The organism is Pedobacter sp. W3I1, from assembly GCF_030816015.1.
GTDB lineage: Bacteria > Bacteroidota > Bacteroidia > Sphingobacteriales > Sphingobacteriaceae > Pedobacter.
In genome coordinates this window covers 6249129-6268598 of record NZ_JAUSXN010000001.1, presented here as the reverse complement: position 1 = coordinate 6268598, position 19470 = coordinate 6249129, and the positions used below count along the sequence as shown (strand labels likewise).

At 40.0% G+C, this 19470-nt stretch carries 17 protein-coding genes and 1 pseudogene; 8 read left to right on the top strand and 10 right to left on the bottom strand.

The window, feature by feature from the left end:
- Nucleotides 1–11 precede the first annotated feature (11 nt).
- Entirely contained in the window at nucleotides 12–653 is a 642-nt protein-coding gene (locus QF042_RS25735; protein ID WP_307533002.1) for an RNA polymerase sigma factor, read from the top strand.
- Complete coding sequence (locus QF042_RS25730) at nucleotides 650–1843, top strand: hypothetical protein (protein WP_307533000.1); 1194 nt, start codon at nucleotides 650–652, stop codon at nucleotides 1841–1843. The genes QF042_RS25735 and QF042_RS25730 overlap by 4 nt, the downstream gene beginning before the upstream one ends.
- Here the strand turns inward: QF042_RS25730 and QF042_RS25725 are convergent.
- The 5 genes and pseudogenes from QF042_RS25725 to QF042_RS25705 all read right to left on the bottom strand — a co-directional run bounded on the left by QF042_RS25725 (nucleotide 1840) and on the right by QF042_RS25705 (nucleotide 6400).
- Nucleotides 1840–2730, bottom strand: coding sequence for a pirin family protein (locus tag QF042_RS25725; protein WP_307532998.1), 891 nt, complete (start codon nucleotides 2728–2730; stop codon nucleotides 1840–1842). The two genes, QF042_RS25730 and QF042_RS25725, sit on opposite strands and share 4 nt — an antisense overlap.
- A 761-nt stretch (nucleotides 2731–3491) precedes the next feature.
- A pseudogene (locus QF042_RS25720) lies at nucleotides 3492–4593 on the bottom strand (NADH:flavin oxidoreductase).
- Between the two features lie 11 nt (nucleotides 4594–4604).
- Complete coding sequence (locus tag QF042_RS25715; RefSeq protein WP_307532996.1) at nucleotides 4605–4907, bottom strand: helix-turn-helix transcriptional regulator; 303 nt, start codon at nucleotides 4905–4907, stop codon at nucleotides 4605–4607.
- A 463-nt stretch (nucleotides 4908–5370) separates the two neighbouring features.
- Nucleotides 5371–5904, bottom strand: coding sequence for a hypothetical protein (locus QF042_RS25710; protein WP_307532994.1), 534 nt, complete (start codon nucleotides 5902–5904; stop codon nucleotides 5371–5373).
- A gap of 97 nt (nucleotides 5905–6001) precedes the next feature.
- Nucleotides 6002–6400: a helix-turn-helix domain-containing protein gene (locus QF042_RS25705; protein WP_307532992.1), complete on the bottom strand. Its 399-nt coding sequence runs from the start codon at nucleotides 6398–6400 to the stop codon at nucleotides 6002–6004.
- 100 nt (nucleotides 6401–6500) lie between these two features.
- Here QF042_RS25705 and QF042_RS25700 point away from each other — a divergent pair, with 100 nt between their 5' ends.
- Nucleotides 6501–6875: a DoxX family protein gene (locus QF042_RS25700; protein ID WP_307532990.1), complete on the top strand. Its 375-nt coding sequence runs from the start codon at nucleotides 6501–6503 to the stop codon at nucleotides 6873–6875.
- A gap of 108 nt (nucleotides 6876–6983) precedes the next feature.
- Entirely contained in the window at nucleotides 6984–8672 is a 1689-nt protein-coding gene (locus QF042_RS25695; protein ID WP_307532988.1) for an arylsulfatase, read from the top strand.
- A 78-nt stretch (nucleotides 8673–8750) separates the two neighbouring features.
- On the opposite strand, the gene QF042_RS25690 is transcribed toward QF042_RS25695, so the two are convergent.
- Nucleotides 8751–8948 carry a hypothetical protein gene (locus tag QF042_RS25690; RefSeq protein WP_307532986.1) on the bottom strand — a complete coding sequence of 66 codons (198 nt, stop codon included), beginning with the start codon at nucleotides 8946–8948 and terminating at the stop codon, nucleotides 8751–8753.
- A 146-nt stretch (nucleotides 8949–9094) separates the two neighbouring features.
- On the opposite strand from QF042_RS25690, the gene QF042_RS25685 reads away from it, so the two are divergent.
- Together QF042_RS25685 and QF042_RS25680 are read left to right on the top strand one after the other, a co-directional pair.
- On the top strand, nucleotides 9095–9973 hold the full coding sequence (locus tag QF042_RS25685; protein WP_307532985.1) for an oxidoreductase: 879 nt from the start codon (nucleotides 9095–9097) through the stop codon (nucleotides 9971–9973).
- A gap of 280 nt (nucleotides 9974–10253) precedes the next feature.
- Nucleotides 10254–11057 carry an AraC family transcriptional regulator gene (locus QF042_RS25680; protein WP_307532983.1) on the top strand — a complete coding sequence of 268 codons (804 nt, stop codon included), beginning with the start codon at nucleotides 10254–10256 and terminating at the stop codon, nucleotides 11055–11057.
- 176 nt (nucleotides 11058–11233) lie between these two features.
- On the opposite strand, the gene QF042_RS25675 is transcribed toward QF042_RS25680, so the two are convergent.
- From QF042_RS25675 to QF042_RS25660, 4 genes are all read right to left on the bottom strand, one after another.
- A complete protein-coding gene (locus QF042_RS25675; protein ID WP_307532981.1) occupies nucleotides 11234–11458 on the bottom strand; it encodes a CDGSH iron-sulfur domain-containing protein in 225 nt (74 codons plus the stop codon).
- An 84-nt stretch (nucleotides 11459–11542) separates the two neighbouring features.
- Complete coding sequence (locus QF042_RS25670) at nucleotides 11543–12226, bottom strand: GNAT family N-acetyltransferase (RefSeq protein ID WP_307532980.1); 684 nt, start codon at nucleotides 12224–12226, stop codon at nucleotides 11543–11545.
- Nucleotides 12227–12302: 76 nt separating this feature from the next.
- Nucleotides 12303–13085, bottom strand: a complete 783-nt coding sequence (locus tag QF042_RS25665; RefSeq protein WP_307532979.1) for an alpha/beta fold hydrolase — start codon at nucleotides 13083–13085, stop codon at nucleotides 12303–12305.
- Between the two features lie 100 nt (nucleotides 13086–13185).
- The gene (locus QF042_RS25660) at nucleotides 13186–14439 is read right to left on the bottom strand and encodes an ROK family protein (RefSeq protein WP_307532978.1); all 1254 of its coding nucleotides are present in this window, start codon (nucleotides 14437–14439) and stop codon (nucleotides 13186–13188) included.
- A 226-nt stretch (nucleotides 14440–14665) separates the two neighbouring features.
- Between QF042_RS25660 and QF042_RS25655 the strand changes: the two genes are divergently transcribed.
- Both QF042_RS25655 and QF042_RS25650 read left to right on the top strand, forming a co-directional pair.
- Nucleotides 14666–15952, top strand: coding sequence for a Gfo/Idh/MocA family oxidoreductase (locus QF042_RS25655; protein ID WP_307532977.1), 1287 nt, complete (start codon nucleotides 14666–14668; stop codon nucleotides 15950–15952).
- Between the two features lie 21 nt (nucleotides 15953–15973).
- Nucleotides 15974–19447 (top strand): DUF1080 domain-containing protein, encoded by a 3474-nt coding sequence (locus QF042_RS25650; protein WP_307532976.1) that lies wholly within the window; start codon nucleotides 15974–15976, stop codon nucleotides 19445–19447.
- Nucleotides 19448–19470 lie beyond the last annotated feature (23 nt).

The window sequence follows — 19470 nt, the reverse complement described above, 5'->3', positions numbered from 1 at the left end:
CGTAATGTGTTTTGAAAGGAGAACTTGTGACCGCTAACCGCGACAGAGAAGATAGTACTATACAAAAGCATATTCAGGGCTGCATTAGAAATGAAAGGGATAGTCAAAAAGCGCTATACAAACATTTCTATGGCTTTGCTATGGGTATTTGTTTGCGTTATGCAAACGATCGGTTAGATGCTGCGGGAATACTGAACGATGGCTTTTTCAAAGCTTTTAAGAATATTAATAAATATGAACCTACTAAGGCTTTTTTACCCTGGCTTGGACGTATCATAACCAATACAGCTATCGACTATTATCGTGCGAATCTAAAATTTGCTGATCACGTAGATATCATGGATCATGAAAATATTGCGCAGGTAAGTTCTGTATATGATAAGTTAGCTTACCACGATTTATTGGCATTGGTGCAAAAGTTGAGCCCGGGTTACCGTACCGTTTTTAACCTTTTTGCCATAGATGGATATACGCATGAAGAAATTGCCGAAATGCTTGGGATATCGGTAGGTACATCGAAGTCGAACCTGTTTAAGGCAAGGCAAAAGTTACAGGAAATGTTAAAGGCTACCGAAGCGAAAACTTACCAGGTGAGGAGTTCGGATGTAGATAGAAACCTTTTAGGGGTTAGGTTAAATACAAACATGCAATGAAAGAGGGAAGAGATATAGATAAATTATTTAAGGATGGATTGGAGAATCCCGATCTTCCTTTTAATGATTTAGATTGGGATAATCTGGAGGAGAGATTGCATCCAACACCAAAAAGGAGGGTAGTGCCGCTAATTTGGTTAACTGCTGTGGCTGGGATAGCCGCAATGTTACTGGTGGTGTTTTTATTGGTTAAGCCGAATGGTAATCAACCCAAAAACAATCCACTGGTGAAAACAGATACAAATGCTAAGGAAAAAGAGAACAATAAACCTTTAGATAATAAAGGGGATTTAATCGAAAAACCAACACAAAACAATACTTCAACCGAGAAAGGTGGTGAGGGGAATTTATTGGCTGAAAATAAAGAAAATAGGAAACCTACAAATGATCATAAGGCGGCCAAAACAAACTCGGCCAATAAAGATTTTTCCAAAGTTTTGGCGACCGATGATATGAACCACAACCTTTTAGCTAATGTGCTGTCTAATCCGCAAATAAGTGCTAAAACTAAACCTGTTGAATTTGAACAACAGGATCTTGTTGTTACCCTTCCGCAAAGAAAATCGGAGAAAATGCAACCTCCGGTTTTTAAGAAAAAACCAAGGTTTGTTTTAAGTATTCTGGCGGCTCCTGATTTAACCAGTGTGCAGAAATCGGGTAAAAGCAGTTTAAGTGGCGGTTTTGGTGTAGAAGCTACACTTTTCTTAACCAGGAAACTAAGTGTTACTACCGGGGCAGTTTACGCCAAGAAAATTTACGATTCAGATTTTAGCCAATACAATCCCAATAGCAATTACGTTTTTAAGGTAAATCCAGCAAATATTCATGCCAATTGCGATGTAATCGATATACCGATTAATGTGAATTATAAGGTTTTTGATGGACGTAGAAATTCTATTTCAGTAAGTACGGGCTTATCCAGTTATTTAATGTTAAAAGAGAAATACAGCTATTCTTATGATGGCGCTTATCAAGGTCCTCAAAACTTCGAAGTAAGGAACCAGAACCAGCATTATTTAGGTATAGCCAATGTTGGTGTGGAGTTTCAGCATAAAATAAATAATAATTTAAGCATTAGTGCTAAACCTTTTATGAAAATTCCGTTAACGGATATAGGTTATGGAAAGTCTAAGCTATCATCAACAGGCGTGGCCGTATCGGTAAATATGAACCTGTTTAAAAAGAATTAATGTTTAATATTGCGGATGGGGTCGGGCAAAGGCACAAAACCTGTTTCACCAGGAACCGGTTTAAAGCTTTGTTCCAGCCATTTAGTCTTGGCTTTTTCGATTAATTCTTTGTCTGATGCAACAAAGTTCCAGTAAATAAAACGTTCTTCAGGAAAAGGTTCACCTCCGAAAATGTAAACCGTGGTGTTTTCGTGCATGGTAAATTCGCACAGTTTGGCATCGTTGGCAACTAAAATTAAGCGCGGTTTAAAAATATTCCCTTCACTTTCAATTGCACCCTCTAAAATATAAAGTGCACTTTCGCCAAACAGGTAATCGCCAATGTTTAGCTTTTGCTGTTTAGTGCTTTTTAACTCTAAAAAATATAAGGGACTGTACACCGGAACCGGAGATTTATAACCAAAAGCTTCGCCTGCAATTAATTTAAAATTAACGCCATCCTGTGTCCATCCTGGAATGTCTGCCCCTTCTACATGGCAAAATTCAGGGTCCATTTGTTCCAGATCTTTAGGTAAGGCCACCCAGATCTGTAGGCCATGGAGCATTTTATCGGTATGGCGAAGGTATTCAGGGGTTCTTTCTGAATGTACAATACCGCTGCCCGAGGTCATCCAGTTTACCTGCCCGGGTTTAATCACAATATCTGATCCTAAACTGTCTTTGTGTGTAATCTCGCCCTCGAACAAAAAGGTTAAGGTAGATAAGCCGATGTGTGGATGGGGTGGAACATCAAGATTTTCATGATCGCTCATGGCAGCAGGACCCATGTGGTCGATAAAAGAAAAGGGACCAACCATACGTTTCTCTCTGAAAGGCAGGAGTCTGCCAACCATAAAATTGCCAATATTTGCGGGCCTTTCTTCGATAATGAGCTTAATGTTCGACATGGGATGATCAATTTTTTAATGAGGTGAATTTAAGAAAAAAATCATCATTGTGAGGTATGAAGCAATCTTACAAAGATCGCTAATAGCTAAATTGATAAAGATCTCTTCATTCCGTAGATGTGCAGTCAGATGTTACCATCTGACTGATTTCATTAGAATTAAATGGATTGAAGATTAGGTCTTGTGTCAGATAAAAATATCTGGCACCACGGGAAAAAGGTTAAGATTTTTTTGGAAAGCAATGGTAGAAGCTTTTAGGTTGTTGTAGTCCCGCTCCCGCTTCTGCACCCGATGAAACCTGTGAAACAATCAAGCACACCATAAAACAACAAAAATAAGTGCTTAAATCGGGTGCATCCCGCTTTGATCGGGTTTAGGTGGCTAATGTAATGCTACTATCAGAGGTAAAATAAACCCGACCGGCAGCGTTATCCCGACTTTTTCAGTCGGATTAAGCAAAGGGCGGGGCTGTCGTAACCGAAGTGCCACAGGCATTGTTTTTCTAATTATCAAGAAAAATTCCGAGCCTTCAGTGCTTCTGTGGCAGAAAAATTATTTCTAAACTCAATGCCATGGTAACATCTGGCGTGGCGAGAAAGCTGTTTGAAACGCAGTCCCGAACTTTCGGAAAGGGAGATTTTTAACACCTTACTTAGATTTCTCGGCTGCGTTTTACTTCGCTCGAAATGACGGAATTGTTGTAACAAAAAAGCATCCCTTTCGGGATGCCTTTCTAAACTTAAAAAGAAAAAATATGGTTTTTATACCAATTCCATTAAAGCTTCTTTGCTAAAGCCTTTCAATTCTGCTGTACGGTTATATTTAATTTTTTCTACCCAGTTAGGATCTGCTAAAAGCGGACGGCCAACGGCTACTAAATCGAAGTCGCCACGGTCCATTCTGCGTACCAATTCGTCTAGTGAGCTAGGTTGTGAACTTTGACCAGCAAATGCACCAAAGAAATCGCCATCCAAACCAACCGAGCCCACCGAGATCGTAGCTTTTCCGGTTACTTTTTTAGCCCAGCCTGCAAAATTTAAGTCAGAGCCTTCAAATTCAGGTTCCCAGAAACGGCGTTGCGAACAGTGGAAAATATCAATTCCGGCATCGGCCAATGGCGTTAACCATTGTTCCATTTCCTGCTCATTTTTAGCCAGTTTAAAATCGTAGGCAGCAGGTTTAAATTGTGATAAGCGGATAATTAGAGCGAAATCTTCACCAACTCTTTTACGGACCTCTTTAATTACTTCAACGCCAAAATGGGTACGCTCAGCTAAGGTTTTACCACCATAAATATCGGTACGGTTATTTGTACCGTCCCAAAAAAACTGATCAATCAAATATTGGTGTGCGCCCATGTATTTCAACAGTATCGAAACCTAAAGCTTTGGCATCAGCAGCAGCCTGGCCAAAAGCAGCAATCGTATCTGCAATAGCAGCATCGGTCATCGGCACCCCATTTTCAAAACCCGGTTTGTTTAAGCCTGATGGACCTTCGAAAGGTGTGCTTGGTAACCAACCCGATGCGTGGTTATCCATAATGCCCTGGTGCCAGATTTGCGGTCCCATTTTACCGCCAGCCTGGTGCACGCTTTTAATCACATTCTCCCAGCCTGCCAAAGCCTCAGTACCGTAAAAGTGTGGGATATTTGGATCGGCCGAAGATGATGGGCGGTTAATTACGGTTCCTTCCGATAAAATTAAACCCACTTCACCAGCTGCTCTCTTTGCGTAATATGCTGCAACTTCTGGCGTCGGAACTCCGCCAGGAGAAAACGAACGCGTCATCGGCGCCATTACGATTCTATTTTTGATATTTAATGTTTTAAGGCTAAAAGGCCTGAATAAACTATCTGTGTTCATATGTTTCTAAATTATAATTCGGTATTGATGATTTCGCTTAATTTTTCTAAGCCTTCTTTATTGCGTTTGTAATAAGTCCATTGACCTACGCGAGTGGAACTGATTAAATCAGCGCGCTGTAAAATAGACAGGTATTCGGAAATGGTACTTTGTGATAAGCCACTTTTAAGTTGAATCTGCCCAACACAAACACCAACATTTTCAAAATCGGCATTTGGCTGTTCTGGAAAATGCAGCTCGGGCTCTTTTAGCCAGCCTAAAATCTGTAAACGTGTTTTGTTGGAAAGGGCTTTGAATATTTCTACTTGATCCATGGCACAAATGTATATCGACTTTTCCCGATATGCCAATTAAAAGAATAAAGTTTACAATTGTGTGTAGAACTGGGAGTCGCTAAAAACGAATTATAGTATGGCAGAAAGATTCTTCGCCTTGTTACCCATTTACAGATTACAATAGTTGCGTCGTCATCTCGATTGGAGTGCAACGGAATGGAGAGATCTTTGAAGCAAATTATTTAAATGAATTTAAAAGATTTCCACTGCGGTCGAAATGACGATACTCGCTACCATTTATGTCCATTTAAAGTCTCTGTTATTCATATTGATTTTTATAAAAAAAAACAATCCCCAAAATAATAAAGATATATAAAAGGAAAAAATGGCCAAAAAAGAACGGGGATAAATCATACCGACCTATCCCCGTCATCTAAATTAACGCTCTCATATATATAAACAACCAAAAAGGTGATTTATTATATATGATGTAAAATATTTTTTATTTTTTTGCTGCCGGCTTTTTTGCTGCTGCTTTTGCTTTCTTTTCAACTACTGGAGTTTCTTCAATCGCTTCAACTTTTTTCTTGGCTGGCGCTTTTGCTTTTTTAACTTCTGCTGCTGGTTCTTCAATTGCTTCTACTTTCTTTTTAGCAGGTGCTTTTGCTTTTTTTACCTCAGTAGGTACTTCTTTCGCTATAACTTCCTTCTTCTTAGCTGGGGCCTTCGCTTTTTTTACTTCAGTAACAGGGGCTTCAACAACAGGTTCTTCTTTAACCTCTACTGCTTTCGGAGCATGATCTTGTTGTAGATAGTTTGCCAGGATCTGTCGTAAATATACCTCTGGTTTAGGCATATTGATGATGGTTCCAGGTTCTTTATCCTGAGATTGTTTAATATAAGCTGATTTTATTTTGCCCCAATCTTTAGAGTAAAGTCTGATAAACATCTCTACAAATTGTTCGTCTGTATATTTTTTAGGCAACCTACCCAGCACTGCCTGAATTTTTTCTTCTTTTTTATGTAATACCGCCATCGATTTTATTTTGTACAAAGATAGCCGAATTTTATCATTATCGGTTTTTTGCTTTTTTTGGTAAATACGAATGGTATATGCGATTAAATTTGGTGGGCTAAAGAGGAGTACTCATTTCTGCCGCAACCGATTCGGTTCTTCTATTTTTAACCAACCGTTCGCGATGTTTTAGCCCCCAATCTCTTAATTCATCAATTACTCTTTCAAGCGATTCGCTGTAGGGGGTAAGTTCGTAAGTTACAGTAACCGGAGTGGTAGAAAATACTCTTCGGATTACAAATTCATTTAATTCCAGATCTTTAAGTTCTTTTGATAAAATTTTGGGCGTAATTTCTCCAAGCGATTTTTGGATTTCATTAAAACGCTGCGGTCCTTCCTGCAAAGAAATAATGAGTGGAAGCTTCCATTTACCATTTAACACATAGAGTGCGTCTTTTACCGCATTTAAACTTGAGATACAGGTTTCCTTATTACGGTGTTCTTTTCTTGGTACCATGCTACAAAGGTATAAGCTTTCATAAAGGATAGCACTATCCTTTTGGATACTAGTATCTTTTAGATAGTAAAACTACATAAGTTTGCACAAAAAAAATAATATGAAAACAAAAACAATCAAAATTATCTATTGGATATCCACTGCTTTAGTTTCGTTAATGATGACTTTCTCGGCCTATTCTTATCTTACCAACGAAACCATTAAACAGGCTTTTCATCACTTAGGCTTTCCTGATTATTTCAGGGTTGAATTAGCCGTTGCCAAAATTTTAGGCGCTGTTTTATTGCTGTTACCGATAAAAGGGCAATGGAAAGAATGGGCATACGCCGGTTTTGCATTTACATTTGTCTCGGCATTTATTGCACATACGGCTTCGGGCGATCCGATCAATAACCGTGTTGGTCCGGTTGTATTTTTAATTGTGTTATTGCTATCCTATTTTACCTATCACAAAACGAAGACCGAGTATGTTTAATGAAGCGCTGAGATTTTTATCAGTGCTTATAAAACGATTTAGCTGTGTTTGCAACAAATTAATTGATGAAATCAGATCTTTCGAGTTTTTATCTTAATTTAGGTTACTATGCGCACATTTACCAAATATTCCGGCCTGTTTTTAATTTTTCTCTTAGCTGTTTTGACTGCTTTTATTAATAAGCCTAAACCAAAAAAAGTGATTGATAAAAGACCTAATATCATTGTCATCCTGGCTGATGATCTCGGTTTTTCTGATATCGGCTGTTATGGTGGAGAAATTAAAACACCAAATATTGATTATCTGGCTAGCCAGGGTGTTCGCTTCAAAAGCTTTTATAATACCTCTCGCTGCTGTCCAACACGAGCTGCTTTATTAACCGGGCTTTACAACCACAATGCTGGTATAGGCGAAATGACTACCGATCGTGGCCTAGAAGGATATCGTGGAGCAATTACTAAAAATACAGTAACGCTGGCAGAAGTTTTAAAAGATGCAGGATACAGAACGGCAATGTCGGGTAAGTGGCATGTTTCGAACACCATAGAACAGCCTACACCGCAAGCGCAGTTAGATTGGCTGAACCATAAAACATCTTTTCCTTTGTTTTCTCCGATTGATCAATACCCAACCAGCAGAGGCTTTGAGAAATTCTTCGGAACACTCTGGGGGGTGGTCGATTTTTTTGATCCTTTTAGCCTGGTAAGTGGCACAACGCCGATTAAAGATGTACCTAAAAATTATTACCATACCGATGCCATTAATGATACTGCTGCAACTTACATTCGTGAATTTAGCAAAGGCGATAAACCCTTTTTCCTGTATGTAGCTGAAAATGCCCCGCATTGGCCATTACAGGCAAAACCAGAAGATATCGCGAAGTATAAAGATACCTATAAAGTGGGCTGGGATGCCATTCGTGAAGCGAGATACAAACGGATGGTGGCGATGGGTTTGATCGATCCTAAAACAGCCCCGCTTTCTCCACGACAATCAACTGTGAAATGGGAAGACAATCCCACAAAGGCTTTTGATGAAATGGCTATGGCCGTACATGCAGCAATGATTGACAGGATGGACCAGGGTATTGGCCGGATTATTAAAGCCTTAAAAGAAACTGATCAATTGGATAATACATTGATTGTCTTTTTGAGCGATAATGGCGCAAGTCCTGAAGATGCGATGCGTTATGGGCCAGGTTTCGACCGGCCAAGTGAAACACGGGCAGGTGAAAAAATTGTCTATCCCATTTATAAAAAGGTAATGCCGGGCCCACAAACCAGTTATACCTCAATCGGGCCAATTTGGGCAAATGTAGCCAATACGCCCTATCAACTGGCAAAAGCACAATCGTACGAAGGTGGTGTGCATACACCTATGATCGCTTTCTGGCCAAAAGGTATTGCCGCTAAAAAAGGCAGTTATACCGATCAGGTGGGGCATGTAATGGATTTTATGGCCACATTTGTTGAACTTGCCCATGCGAAGTATCCGGGCAGTTATAAAGGCAATACCATTAAACCCCTGCAGGGTTTAAGTTTAGTACCGGCTTTAAAAGGAAAAATATCAAACGGACACGAAATTTTGTTTAACGAACATTTTAACGCAGGTTTTGTACGCGCTGGCGATTGGAAAATGGTTAACCTATCCGGCGATTCAACACAACACCTCTATAATATCAAAAATGATCAGACAGAATTGAATGACGTTGCAGCACAGCATCCGGATAAGGTAAAAGAACTGAATGCTAAATGGCAGGCCTGGGCGAAGGAAAACCATGTGCTGCCTAAGCGGTAATTAAAGTTGATCATGATTGCCTGAAGGCTTTTTAGCTAACTGCCTGCACCGGAAATCTGGTCAGGCAAACATCAATGGCTATTTTTTCCAGCCTTTTTGCATTTTTTTGTAGGCCTTTTTACTTATTTTAGATTTTTTCTTCGATCTTGATTTCCCTTTTTTCCGCCGGGCATTGATGTTGTTGACCAACGAATTTTTAACGCCTAATTTATTTTTTTTCTTGCCTTTCTTTTTATCCTTTTTCTTTTTGCCTTTTTTCTTTTCTTTCGCCATCATGTTTATGATTATCTATTCAATCAACATCAAATTGTGAGAAAAGTTCTGATAAAGCAGTGTGAGCTTTTTAACAAAGTAAATTGAGCTTTTAAGCAAAACTTCTACTCGCCAATCCATCTACCTTTGATTTATAAAATATAGAAAAAATGAAAAAAGTTTGGTTTATAACCGGTAGCTCCCGCGGATTGGGACGTGACCTAACAGCACAAGTATTGGCAAAAGGCGACTTAGTTGCGGCAACAGCAAGAAATACAGCCGCTTTAAAAGATTTTGTAGAAGAATATCCGGATCAGATTTTTCCGCTCACTTTAGATGTTACCGATTACGATCAGGTACACCTGGCGGTAGAATCGGCTGTAGCCCATTTTGGTAAAATAGATGTTTTGGTTAACAATGCTGGTTTTGGTATTGTTGGTGCAGCCGAGGCTTTTACTGAAGAGCAGGTGCGCAGTCAGTTGGAAACAAATTTATATGCACCGATCGAAATTACAAGAGCTGTATTGCCATTTATGCGCAAGCAACGTTCCGGTAGAATCCTTCAAATCAGCTCGATAGGCGGGCGCGTAGGTAATGCCGGAGTAAGCATTTACCAGGCTGCAAAGTTTGGACTGAGCGGCTTTAGTGAAGCGCTGGCAAAAGAAGTAGTAGATTTAGGTATTTATGTAACCAGTGTAGAGCCTGGCGGTTTTCGTACCGATTGGGCTGGTGCCTCAATGTCATATGCACCTTCTGTTGAAGGGTATGAATCTACCGTAGAAAAACGCTCAGATTTTTTCCAAAGTGGTAACTTTGTACCGATGGGCGATCCGCAAAAAGCAGCGAAAGCCATGCTGGCACTGGTAGAAAACCCTGAACCGCCAATACACCTGGTATTTGGAAGTGAAGCTATTGGAATGTTAAAGCATGCAGATGCTGCGCGAACAGCAGAAATGGAGAAATGGATGGAGGTGAGTCTATCAACAGATCATGATGATGCTGAGAATTTTTTAGCGACTGATCTTGGTAAATCTTTTACCAAAAAATAATTTTGGTACATCATTCCCAGAGGTCAGTTTTAGAAAAAACAAAGGATTTGGGTGACAGGTAAGATAAATCGTGATCTCGACCACAGTGGAGAGATCTTTTAACATAGTCCAAAGATCTTTCCACTCCGCATTTGCTTCGGTCGGGATGACGCCAATTTTAGAATCTGTCATTGGTAACTCGATTGGGAAACTTAATAAGTAGCTAACTGTATGTGGCATTAAGATTCCCGTTTGCACGGGAATGACGACCTTTCGCCATAAATCCATAAATTTGATTAAGATGTCAAATCAAGAGAAACGTCCCAAGATCCTGTATTCCTGTTATGCCCGGAAAAGCAGCGAGGGTGAACAATTTATTCCCAATCATTCGCTGGGGTTGGTTATTGCCGGTACATCAGAAATTTTTATCGGAGGAGAGAAGTTCGTGTTTTCAGATGGAGATTTTCGTTTTTTCAGACGGAATCAATTAGCCCGGTATACCAAGTACCCACCAGCAGGCAGGGAGTTTAAATCCATTAGCATTAACATTGATCAGGATATTTTGCACAGCATCAGCAACGAATATGATCTGCACATGCAAAAAGCCAATCATGATCTTAAAGGTTTAGCACTCGAAGCAAACAGCCTGCTGAAGAATTATATCGATTCGATATGGCCGTATCTGGATGGAAATAATGGATCGAACCAGGCTTTGATCGATTTAAAAGTTAAAGAGGCGGTAATGATTTTATTGCAGACCAACCCGGTATTAAAAGATGTGCTTTTTGATTTTTCTGAACCTGGAAAAATTGATCTGGAAGCATATATGAATGCCAATTATAAGTTCAATGTAGATATTAATCGTTTTGCTTATTTAACAGGAAGAAGTTTGGCTACGTTTAAAAGAGATTTTGAGAAGATTTTTAACCTTTCGCCTAACCGCTGGTTGCAGAAAAAACGGTTGAATGATGCCTATTATCTCTTAACGGAAAAAGGCTGGAAATCTTCCGATGTGTATCTGGAAGTTGGTTTTAAAGATCTGTCACATTTCTCTTTTGCCTTTAAAAAAGCTTATGGCATGGCACCATCAAGGGTAGGGGTTTAATTTGTGCTGCTTTCAAAATATAAAAGAGGTTGTATCATAAAGGTGATTTTACCTCAGATGCTGTCATGTTTAGCTTGTCGAAACACCTTATGGAGTAATTTAAAAGGTCCTTCGACAAGCTCAGGATGACAAATCTATATTTATGATACAACCTCTTTAAAATTTTAACCTCGTTATTAAACCTTTTTTGGAGGAAGATCGAAAGCTATTGCCTCATGTTCAAAATGGCCGTTATGTGAACCATCGCAAAAAGGCTTGTTTTTTGATAAACCACAACGGCAGATCGAAAGTACTTCTCTGCCCTGTAAGCCATAAGTGTTTCCGTTTCTATCTACAATTTCGAAATCGCCCTCAATTTTAACTGAGCCGTTATTGTTAATGGTAAGTTTTGTTTTAGACATGTATGTGTTAGTTTAGCGCAAAACTAAAGCATTGAAGTGGTAATTTTTAAACGGTTTTCTATTTAGAAACATTCTCTTCTTGGCCTAAGCCTCTTTTTTAATGACGTAGGCAATCATATCCGTCCTGATCTTGAAACCCAATTTATGGTAAAGTTTGATGGCCCCTTCATTATCATTTCTAACATGTAAAAACGGTATTTCCGAACGGAGCAATATGCGTTTAATCTGTTCCTGTAAAATTTTAAAGGCATAACCTTTGCCTAAGTGATCAGGATGCGTACAAACCGCACTTACTTCACGGTAAGGGCTGGGATGAAATCGGTGGCCAGCCATAGCTGCCAATTTCCCATCAACAAATATGCCTGTATAATTACTAAGCTCGATGGTTTTGGCCAGAAATGGTCCTGGTTTAGTTAGTTCTACTAAGTCGATCATTTCTGTAACATGCTCCAGGTCAAGGTCTGTTATTCCCGTTGCATCTGCTGTTGGCGCTTCTTTGCCGCGGAAAATAAATTGAAACATATCGATATGGGTTAGCAATTTCCATTCCTTAGGTATTTCGACCGGTGTTTTTGAGAAAAACACGAAAAGGCTATTCGCAGGGCTGATTTGATAAAGGGTGTTTAAATTCTCCTGCGAATTGTCTTTTAAACCGGCAAATGCGGTGATATCTTCAGTATAATATTTTACCTCATCAAGGCCTTTTGCAATATGGCCATGTCCGGATGTTAAGGCATAATAAATTGGATTATCCAATACGTGTTCCATCCGGCAAAGATATTAAATGCTAAATCAGACAAGGGTAAATTTTAAGTGGATTAACCCAATACCCTCATAACCATAACTATTTATTTAAAAAAGTTTCCACCAGATGTGCCGTAATCTCAATCGTTTTGTTGCTTACATCCGGATTAAGGTTTTCGCCGATCATAGCGCCATGCACACCTGGCAAAATAACCAGCTGCGCATTTGCAATCAATCTCGACATTTTAACCACATGTTCAGGTTTGATTACATCCCGATCGGCCACCATTAAAAGCGTGTCTGAGGTAATTCCCCTCAAATCATCATCACTCAGGTCGGTAAAATCAAGCATACGCTGTTTGTCTTTTTCGAACATCGTCTGTAGTGCATTTTGATCAGGATTTACGGCTAAAAAAGCTGTTTTAAGCGGCTCGGGCATGTGGTCGATGGTGGCATCGGCGAAGCCATTATAAAAGCCTTCAATTAAACCCTCACGCTGGTAATTGGCCGAAATGACAATGATTTTATTTACCACAGCGGGATGGTGTGCGGCGAGGTGCAAAGTTGTTGTTCCTCCATTACTAAAGCCCAGGAAATTGGCTTTTGTTATTTTTAACTGATTTAATAAAGTACGCACATCCTTTGCATCCTGCTCAAAAGATTCTGCCTCGTCACGGTCGCTGGTACGACCGTGGGCTTGAAGCTCAAGAGCTATAACCCGACCAGATTTTGCCAAAAACGGAATAAGTCTGCCGAATGAAGATTGAATAGTAGAACCACCACCATGGATTAGTACAAGTGGGATTTCTCCCTCACCGTAAATTTCATAATACATGTTAATGCCATTTACCTTTTCATGTCCTGCTTTTTTATAGGCTTCCATCAGTTTGATTTAAATTTCTGCTATACAAATCTAAATAAGCTATCTGAAAATCAGATGCCAATAACAGACAAATTTAGGGGTGTTTGAGCCATTCGGAATATTACTTTTTAAGCTTTTTTACTTTTTTGGTGTACGCTCCTAAAAACTGATCAATGCCTGTTGCCGCATATCCCAATAACCTGGAGTTTTCGCCCAACTCCGAAGAAACTATCGTTGTTTTTTCTCTAATTTGGGTCATACAATAAGTATTTATTGCTTGTTGCATGGGTAAGGTGATGTATTGCTTGGCCCCGGCAATTTTGCCGCTTAAAATAATCAGTTCCGGATTAAATAATTGGATAAGAACGGCTATTCCTTTACCCATGTGTGTGCCGACATTGGAGAGCAGCTGAATGGCGTATTGATCACCTTTATTGGCTGCTTTAATGATCAATGCGGGTTCGATTCTTTCCAGTTCTTCGTTTGAAAGATTACTGAGCATCGAGTTTTTTCCTGATAAGATACCTTCTCTGGCCATTTCTGATAAGGCGTTTCCCGATGCAATAGTTTCGAGGCAGCCGTGTTTTCCGCAGTAACAAAGTGCACCATTTTCAACAAAAGGCATGTGACCCAATTCTCCTGAAAAGCCACAGGTGCCCTGCCTTAGCTTACCATCCATTATAATGCCTAAACCCACGCCCCAATCCATTAACAATACCAGTACGTTTTTTTTGCCCTTGGCCATTCCGTGGGTAAACTCTGCCATTGATGAGCCATTCACATCATTTTGGATCACTACAGGCATATTTAGCATTTTTTCAAATGCGGCCGTTAAAGGAATATTTTCACCATCGCTTAAGAAATAACTGTAATTTTCTCCCTTTTCAGCATCAATTAAGCCTGGCATACCAACACTACAGCCAATAAACTGCTTACGCTGAATGCCTGCCGATTTTAAGATATCCTGAAGGTGAGTGTCTAAAATATTGAAAAAATCGGTCCTGCTTTTTGAAATGGGGACCAAAACAGTTTTAACATCGAGCACAAAATTATAGTTGTTATCAATAATGGCTATTTTAGTGTGAAATAATTCAATATCAATACAAAGAATCAGAATCTTTTTATCCTTTAAACGATAAAGATCCGGTTTTCGCCCGCCTATAGATACACCATAGCCTTTCTTTTCTACCCAGTCCTTACCAATCAAGCTAATCAGAAGCTTCAGAATACTTGGCGTACTCATTTCCATGATTTCGCATAAAGTAGAAACTGAAGAAGCGCCTAAATTGAAAAGGTGTTTGATGAGCTTGTGTTTTTGAATCGATTGCTTATCCTTGGTATCTGGTATTAGGTTATTTAATAGATTAAGATTCATACCGTTAATTGTACTATTTTGATAAATATAGATAACTTCTATTAAAAATTTAGTAAAGTTTTTTTAATACGTAAAGAAATCAACGATGTTTTGTCTTTACAAGAATTTCTTATTAACATTAACTTGTAATTTTAATCTAACCAAATCGATAAACCATACGTTCCGGCACCCCAATGCTTTTGGAACCAAACTATCGTATAAGTTTTTTTACAACACCGATAAACAAATGAAAACTAAAGAAGAACCACAAAAAGAACAGAACCCCAGACGCGATTTTATCAAAAAAACTGCAATTGGCCTGGCCGCATTTACTATTGTGCCCAGGTATGTATTGGGCGGGCAAGGATATCTTGCACCAAGTGATAAATTAACTAAAGCCGTAATCGGTGTTGGGGGGATGGGCAGAGGCCATTTTGGCTACGAGGGTACCCAGGTAGTAGCCATATGTGATGTGGATCAGAACCACCTGAAACAAGCTGCGGCAATGTTAGATAAAGGTGTAAAAACATTTAGTGATTATAGAGAACTTATACAATTACCTGAAGTAGATATTGTACACATTGCCACCCCGCCACACTGGCATGGTATCATGGCTGTAGATGCCGCGAATGCAGGAAAAGATATTTGGTGCGAAAAACCAATGACCCACACCATAGGCGAAGGAAAACGAGTGGTAGAGGCGGTAAAGCAACATGGTAGAATGTTCAGACTCAATACCTGGTTTAGGTTTAAAGATACTTTTTACGGGATGGGAACAACTGTAAAACCGATTAAAAAATTGGTAGATAGCGGCATGCTGGGTTGGCCATTAAAAGTAACCGTAAGTAAACATACCGGCTACGACTGGAAATTTTACTGGGTGGGCAAAGATCACTTAGAACCACAGCCTGTACCACCAGAATTAGATTACAATGCATGGTTAGGCCCTGCACCATACAAACCTTATAATGCACACCGTGTACACCAAACTTTTAGGGGTTATTGGGATTATGATGGTGGCGGATTAAGTGATATGGGACAACACTATATCGACCCGATACAGTATTTCCTTGGTAAGGATGATACCAACCCCATTTCGGTAGAGGTTGATGCACCACAACAACATACCGATGCTGTAGGCATTTGGCGCAGGATTACTTATACCTATGCCGATGGCTGCCAAATTATTTTGGATGGTGAAGGAAAAGATACCAATGTACCTTATATAGAAGGTCCAAAAGGTAAATTGTACCCAGGGTTTAAATCTGATATTCCTGATCTGGAGCGTAAACTGTCACAATTCCCTGATCCCGATCCGGAGATTGTAGAATTTTCAGAATCGGTAAGAACACGGAAAAAATTCGCTTTAAATGAAGAGAACGGACACCGTTCGTGCAACATTGTAAATATTGGTTTGGCTGCCTTAAGATTGGGAAGATCGTTGAAATTCGACCCGGTTAAGCAAGAATTCGTAGATGATGAGGCTGCTAACAGATTAATTAATCCCGTAATGCGTGCACCATATTCTATTTAAAACATCCCAAAAACAATCATCATGAATAAAAAAATATTATTGGTGTGGTTAGCGATTGTAATGCTTACAAATGCATTATTTACGGTAACGGCGCTAGCCCAGGATAAAAAAGACGAGAGAACTACCACCACACGTATTGCCGATTTATTGGCACAATTACCAGCAAGAGATGCAGCGCAGCTAGAACGTAACATGAAAGAAGTTGCCGATTTAGGCGAAGAAGGATACGTAACCTTAATCAGTGGTTTAACGGCTTCTGCAAAAGGAAATAACGCCCTTATTGAGTATGCAGTAGGTGGTTTTACTGCCTATGCGACCAAAACCGGCCAACAGAACTTAAGGAATATGGCTGTCAGTGCCTATTGCAAATCATTGGCTAAACTATCGGATAAACAGAATAAAGCATTTATCATCAGTCAGTTCGATTTAGTAGGAAATGATGCTGCAGTATCTTGTTTAACAGAATACCTTACTGACGAACAATTGGCTGACGAAGCATCGAGAGCACTGGCTAAAATTGGCACCACCTCTGCTACAAATGCATTGCTTAGTGGCTTGAGTAAAGCAAACGGCAAAGCAAAAATTGCCATTGTAGAAGTATTGGGGCATACTCAAGCTAAGGCGGCAGCCGCTGCTATAGCGCCATTGGCTACCGGAACAGACAAAGCATTAACCAAGGTAAGTTTGTATGCCCTGGCGAATATTGGCGATGCATCTGCTAAAGAAATTTTAATAAAAGCTGCTGAACAAGCGGGTTATAAATACGACCAAACCAATGCGGTTGCAGCTTTATTGGTGTATGCACAAAAAACCGTAGCAATCGATAAAACCGGAGTAGAAACCATAGCGAAAACAATTTTAGAAAAAGCAACAGCTGATGATCAGGTAAACGAACGTATTGCGGCCTTAAAATTACTTTCAGCAACCCAAAGCGATCAACAGGCCTTGTTAGCTGCAATGACCGATAAACAGTTCGAATTCCGTGCAGCTGCGGTTAAGTTTGCGGCTGATGGGGTAAATGATGCCAATAGCGCAGCCTGGGTAAGCCAGTTAAAAAAGCTTGATGCCCAAACCCAGGTTTCTATTTTAGATATGCTGGGGAATAGCAAAGCAAAATCTGCATTGCCAGCCGTACTCAAATTAATCAAAAGCGACGATCAGCAGGTAAAACGGGCTGCAATTAATACAGCTGTTAAACTCGGACAGGAAGAAGTTATAGACGATTTGTTGAAGTTAATGGGCAAAGGAGATACAGCAGATATTGCGGACATCTCTAGTGGCATTTTAAGAATAAAAGGTGAAAGTGTAGCCGCCAAAGTTGGTGCTTATATACCAAAAGCTAAACCAGAAGTACAGGTTGCCTTGATTAATATTCTAGCCGCCCGCGCAGCAACAAGCCAAATGGAAGTTATTTATACTGCACTAAACAGTCAAAAGCCTGAAGTGAGAAAAGCAGCATTCCTTTCCTTACAATATGTTGCTGTAGCAGAAAATAAAGCGCAATTGTTCGACCTTTTAAATAAAACCACATATCCTGGCGAACTTACTGCCATACAAGATGCCATTATTGCTTCGGTAAAAGGAACAGCAGATAAAGCGGCACAAACCAATGCTATCCTTCAGCAAATGGCTAATACACCGGCCGATAAGAAATTGCTGTTTTATAAGGTGCTGGGCAGTTTAGGTGGTCAGCAATCGTTAAAATCAGTGTCAGAAGCGTATGCCACAGGCGACGATGTGACCAAGAAAGCGGCAATTGAAGCGCTCTCCTCATGGTCGGATGCAGGTTCAACCGATGCATTGATCGGTATTGCCCGTACAACTACCAATCCAGACTTTCTGAACCAGGCCATTGTGGGATACTTAACTTTAGTAAGAAACACAAAGTATCCTGCCGAGCAGCGTTTATTACTCTTGCGCAATGCGATGGCAGTGGCCAAAACCCCGGCACAACAACAGCAGATCCTTAAAGATACCGAACAGGCCAAATGTTTTAATGCGATAGTATTTGCCGGTCAGTATTTAGATAATACAACTTTGCAACAAGCTGCGGCAAACGCGGTGATGAATATTACCATGGCCGGAACTTACAATGGCGACATTGTAAAAGGCTTGTTAAATAAAACCATTTCGGTAATTACAGGAGGCGACGCCGGCTATCAGAAAGAGGGGATGCGTAAGTATATTTCTGAAATGAAAGCAGGAGAGGGCTACGTACAAGTGTTTAACGGCAAAGATTTATCTGGTTGGAAAGGGCTTGTAGCCGATCCGATCAAAAGATCAAAAATGGATGAAAAAACCCTAGCCGAAGCACAGGCAAAAGCTGATGCCGAAGCGAAGGAAAGCTGGAAAGTGATTAATGGCGAACTACAGTTTCAAAGTCATGGTAATAACCTTGCTACCGTTAAAAAATATGGCGATTTTGAAATGTTGGTAGACTGGAAAATTATCGACGATAAAAAAGGAGAAGGCGATGCAGGTATTTACTTACGCGGTACACCGCAGGTACAGATCTGGGATCTTTCCCGCACAAAAGTTGGTGCTCAGGTAGGTTCCGGTGGTTTATACAACAATCAAACCAACGAAAGTAAGCCGCTTAAAGTAGCCGATAATAAGTTAGATGAGTGGAATACATTCAGAATCTTAATGAAAGGCGACCGTGTTACCGTTTATCTGAACGGACAATTGGTTACTGATAATGTAATCTTAGAAAATTATTGGGACAGAAGCCTGCCGATTTTCGCAGAAGAACAGATCGAACTACAGGCACATGGATCGCCAGTGGCCTACCGCGATATCTACATCAAAGAAATTCCCCGTCCAAAACCTTTTGAGCTGAGTGCACAAGAGAAAAAAGAAGGATACAAAATATTGTTCGATGGAACCAATATGCATAGCTGGACGGGTAATACCACCGATTACGTAATTGAAGATGGAAACATCGCCATCCGGCCAAAACCAGGTAAAGGATCAGGCGGTAACTTATTCACTAAAGAAGAATTCAGCGATTTTATTTACCGTTTCGAATTTCAGTTAACCCCTGGTGCAAACAATGGTTTAGGTATCAGAGCCCCGCTAGAAGGAGACGCAGCTTATGCCGGAATGGAATTACAGATACTGGACAATGACGCCCCAATTTATAAAGATCTGAAAGTGTACCAGTACCATGGTTCGGTTTACGGTACTATCCCTGCCAAAAGAGGATTTTTGAAACCTACCGGCGAGTGGAACTACGAAGAGGTAATTGCAAAAGGATCTAAAATTAAAGTGATTTTAAATGGCACCGTCATTTTAGATGGCGATATCGAACCATTTAAGAAAAATGGAACACCAGATCATCAAGAACACCCAGGTTTATTACGCGAAAGCGGACATATCGGCTTCCTGGGTCATGGTTCTCCTGTACAGTTCCGTAACATCAGGATTAAAGACGTAAGCAAGAAAGCGTCAGCTCAAAAAGAAACAGATGCAAAAGCTGCTGGTAAAAAGAAATAAGTTAAATTTAGCATGATAACAAG

Coding starts and splice junctions, on each gene's coding strand:
- QF042_RS25730 (WP_307533000.1), top strand. CDS start 650: ATGAAAGAGGGAAGAGATATAGATAAATTATTTAAGGATGGATTGGAG.
- QF042_RS25725 (WP_307532998.1), bottom strand. CDS start 2,730: ATGTCGAACATTAAGCTCATTATCGAAGAAAGGCCCGCAAATATTGGC.
- QF042_RS25715 (WP_307532996.1), bottom strand. CDS start 4,907: ATGGATCAAGTAGAAATATTCAAAGCCCTTTCCAACAAAACACGTTTA.
- QF042_RS25710 (WP_307532994.1), bottom strand. CDS start 5,904: ATGGCGGTATTACATAAAAAAGAAGAAAAAATTCAGGCAGTGCTGGGT.
- QF042_RS25705 (WP_307532992.1), bottom strand. CDS start 6,400: ATGGTACCAAGAAAAGAACACCGTAATAAGGAAACCTGTATCTCAAGT.
- QF042_RS25700 (WP_307532990.1), top strand. CDS start 6,501: ATGAAAACAAAAACAATCAAAATTATCTATTGGATATCCACTGCTTTA.
- QF042_RS25695 (WP_307532988.1), top strand. CDS start 6,984: ATGCGCACATTTACCAAATATTCCGGCCTGTTTTTAATTTTTCTCTTA.
- QF042_RS25690 (WP_307532986.1), bottom strand. CDS start 8,948: ATGATGGCGAAAGAAAAGAAAAAAGGCAAAAAGAAAAAGGATAAAAAG.
- QF042_RS25685 (WP_307532985.1), top strand. CDS start 9,095: ATGAAAAAAGTTTGGTTTATAACCGGTAGCTCCCGCGGATTGGGACGT.
- QF042_RS25680 (WP_307532983.1), top strand. CDS start 10,254: ATGTCAAATCAAGAGAAACGTCCCAAGATCCTGTATTCCTGTTATGCC.
- QF042_RS25675 (WP_307532981.1), bottom strand. CDS start 11,458: ATGTCTAAAACAAAACTTACCATTAACAATAACGGCTCAGTTAAAATT.
- QF042_RS25670 (WP_307532980.1), bottom strand. CDS start 12,226: ATGGAACACGTATTGGATAATCCAATTTATTATGCCTTAACATCCGGA.
- QF042_RS25665 (WP_307532979.1), bottom strand. CDS start 13,085: ATGGAAGCCTATAAAAAAGCAGGACATGAAAAGGTAAATGGCATTAAC.
- QF042_RS25660 (WP_307532978.1), bottom strand. CDS start 14,439: ATGAATCTTAATCTATTAAATAACCTAATACCAGATACCAAGGATAAG.
- QF042_RS25655 (WP_307532977.1), top strand. CDS start 14,666: ATGAAAACTAAAGAAGAACCACAAAAAGAACAGAACCCCAGACGCGAT.
- QF042_RS25650 (WP_307532976.1), top strand. CDS start 15,974: ATGAATAAAAAAATATTATTGGTGTGGTTAGCGATTGTAATGCTTACA.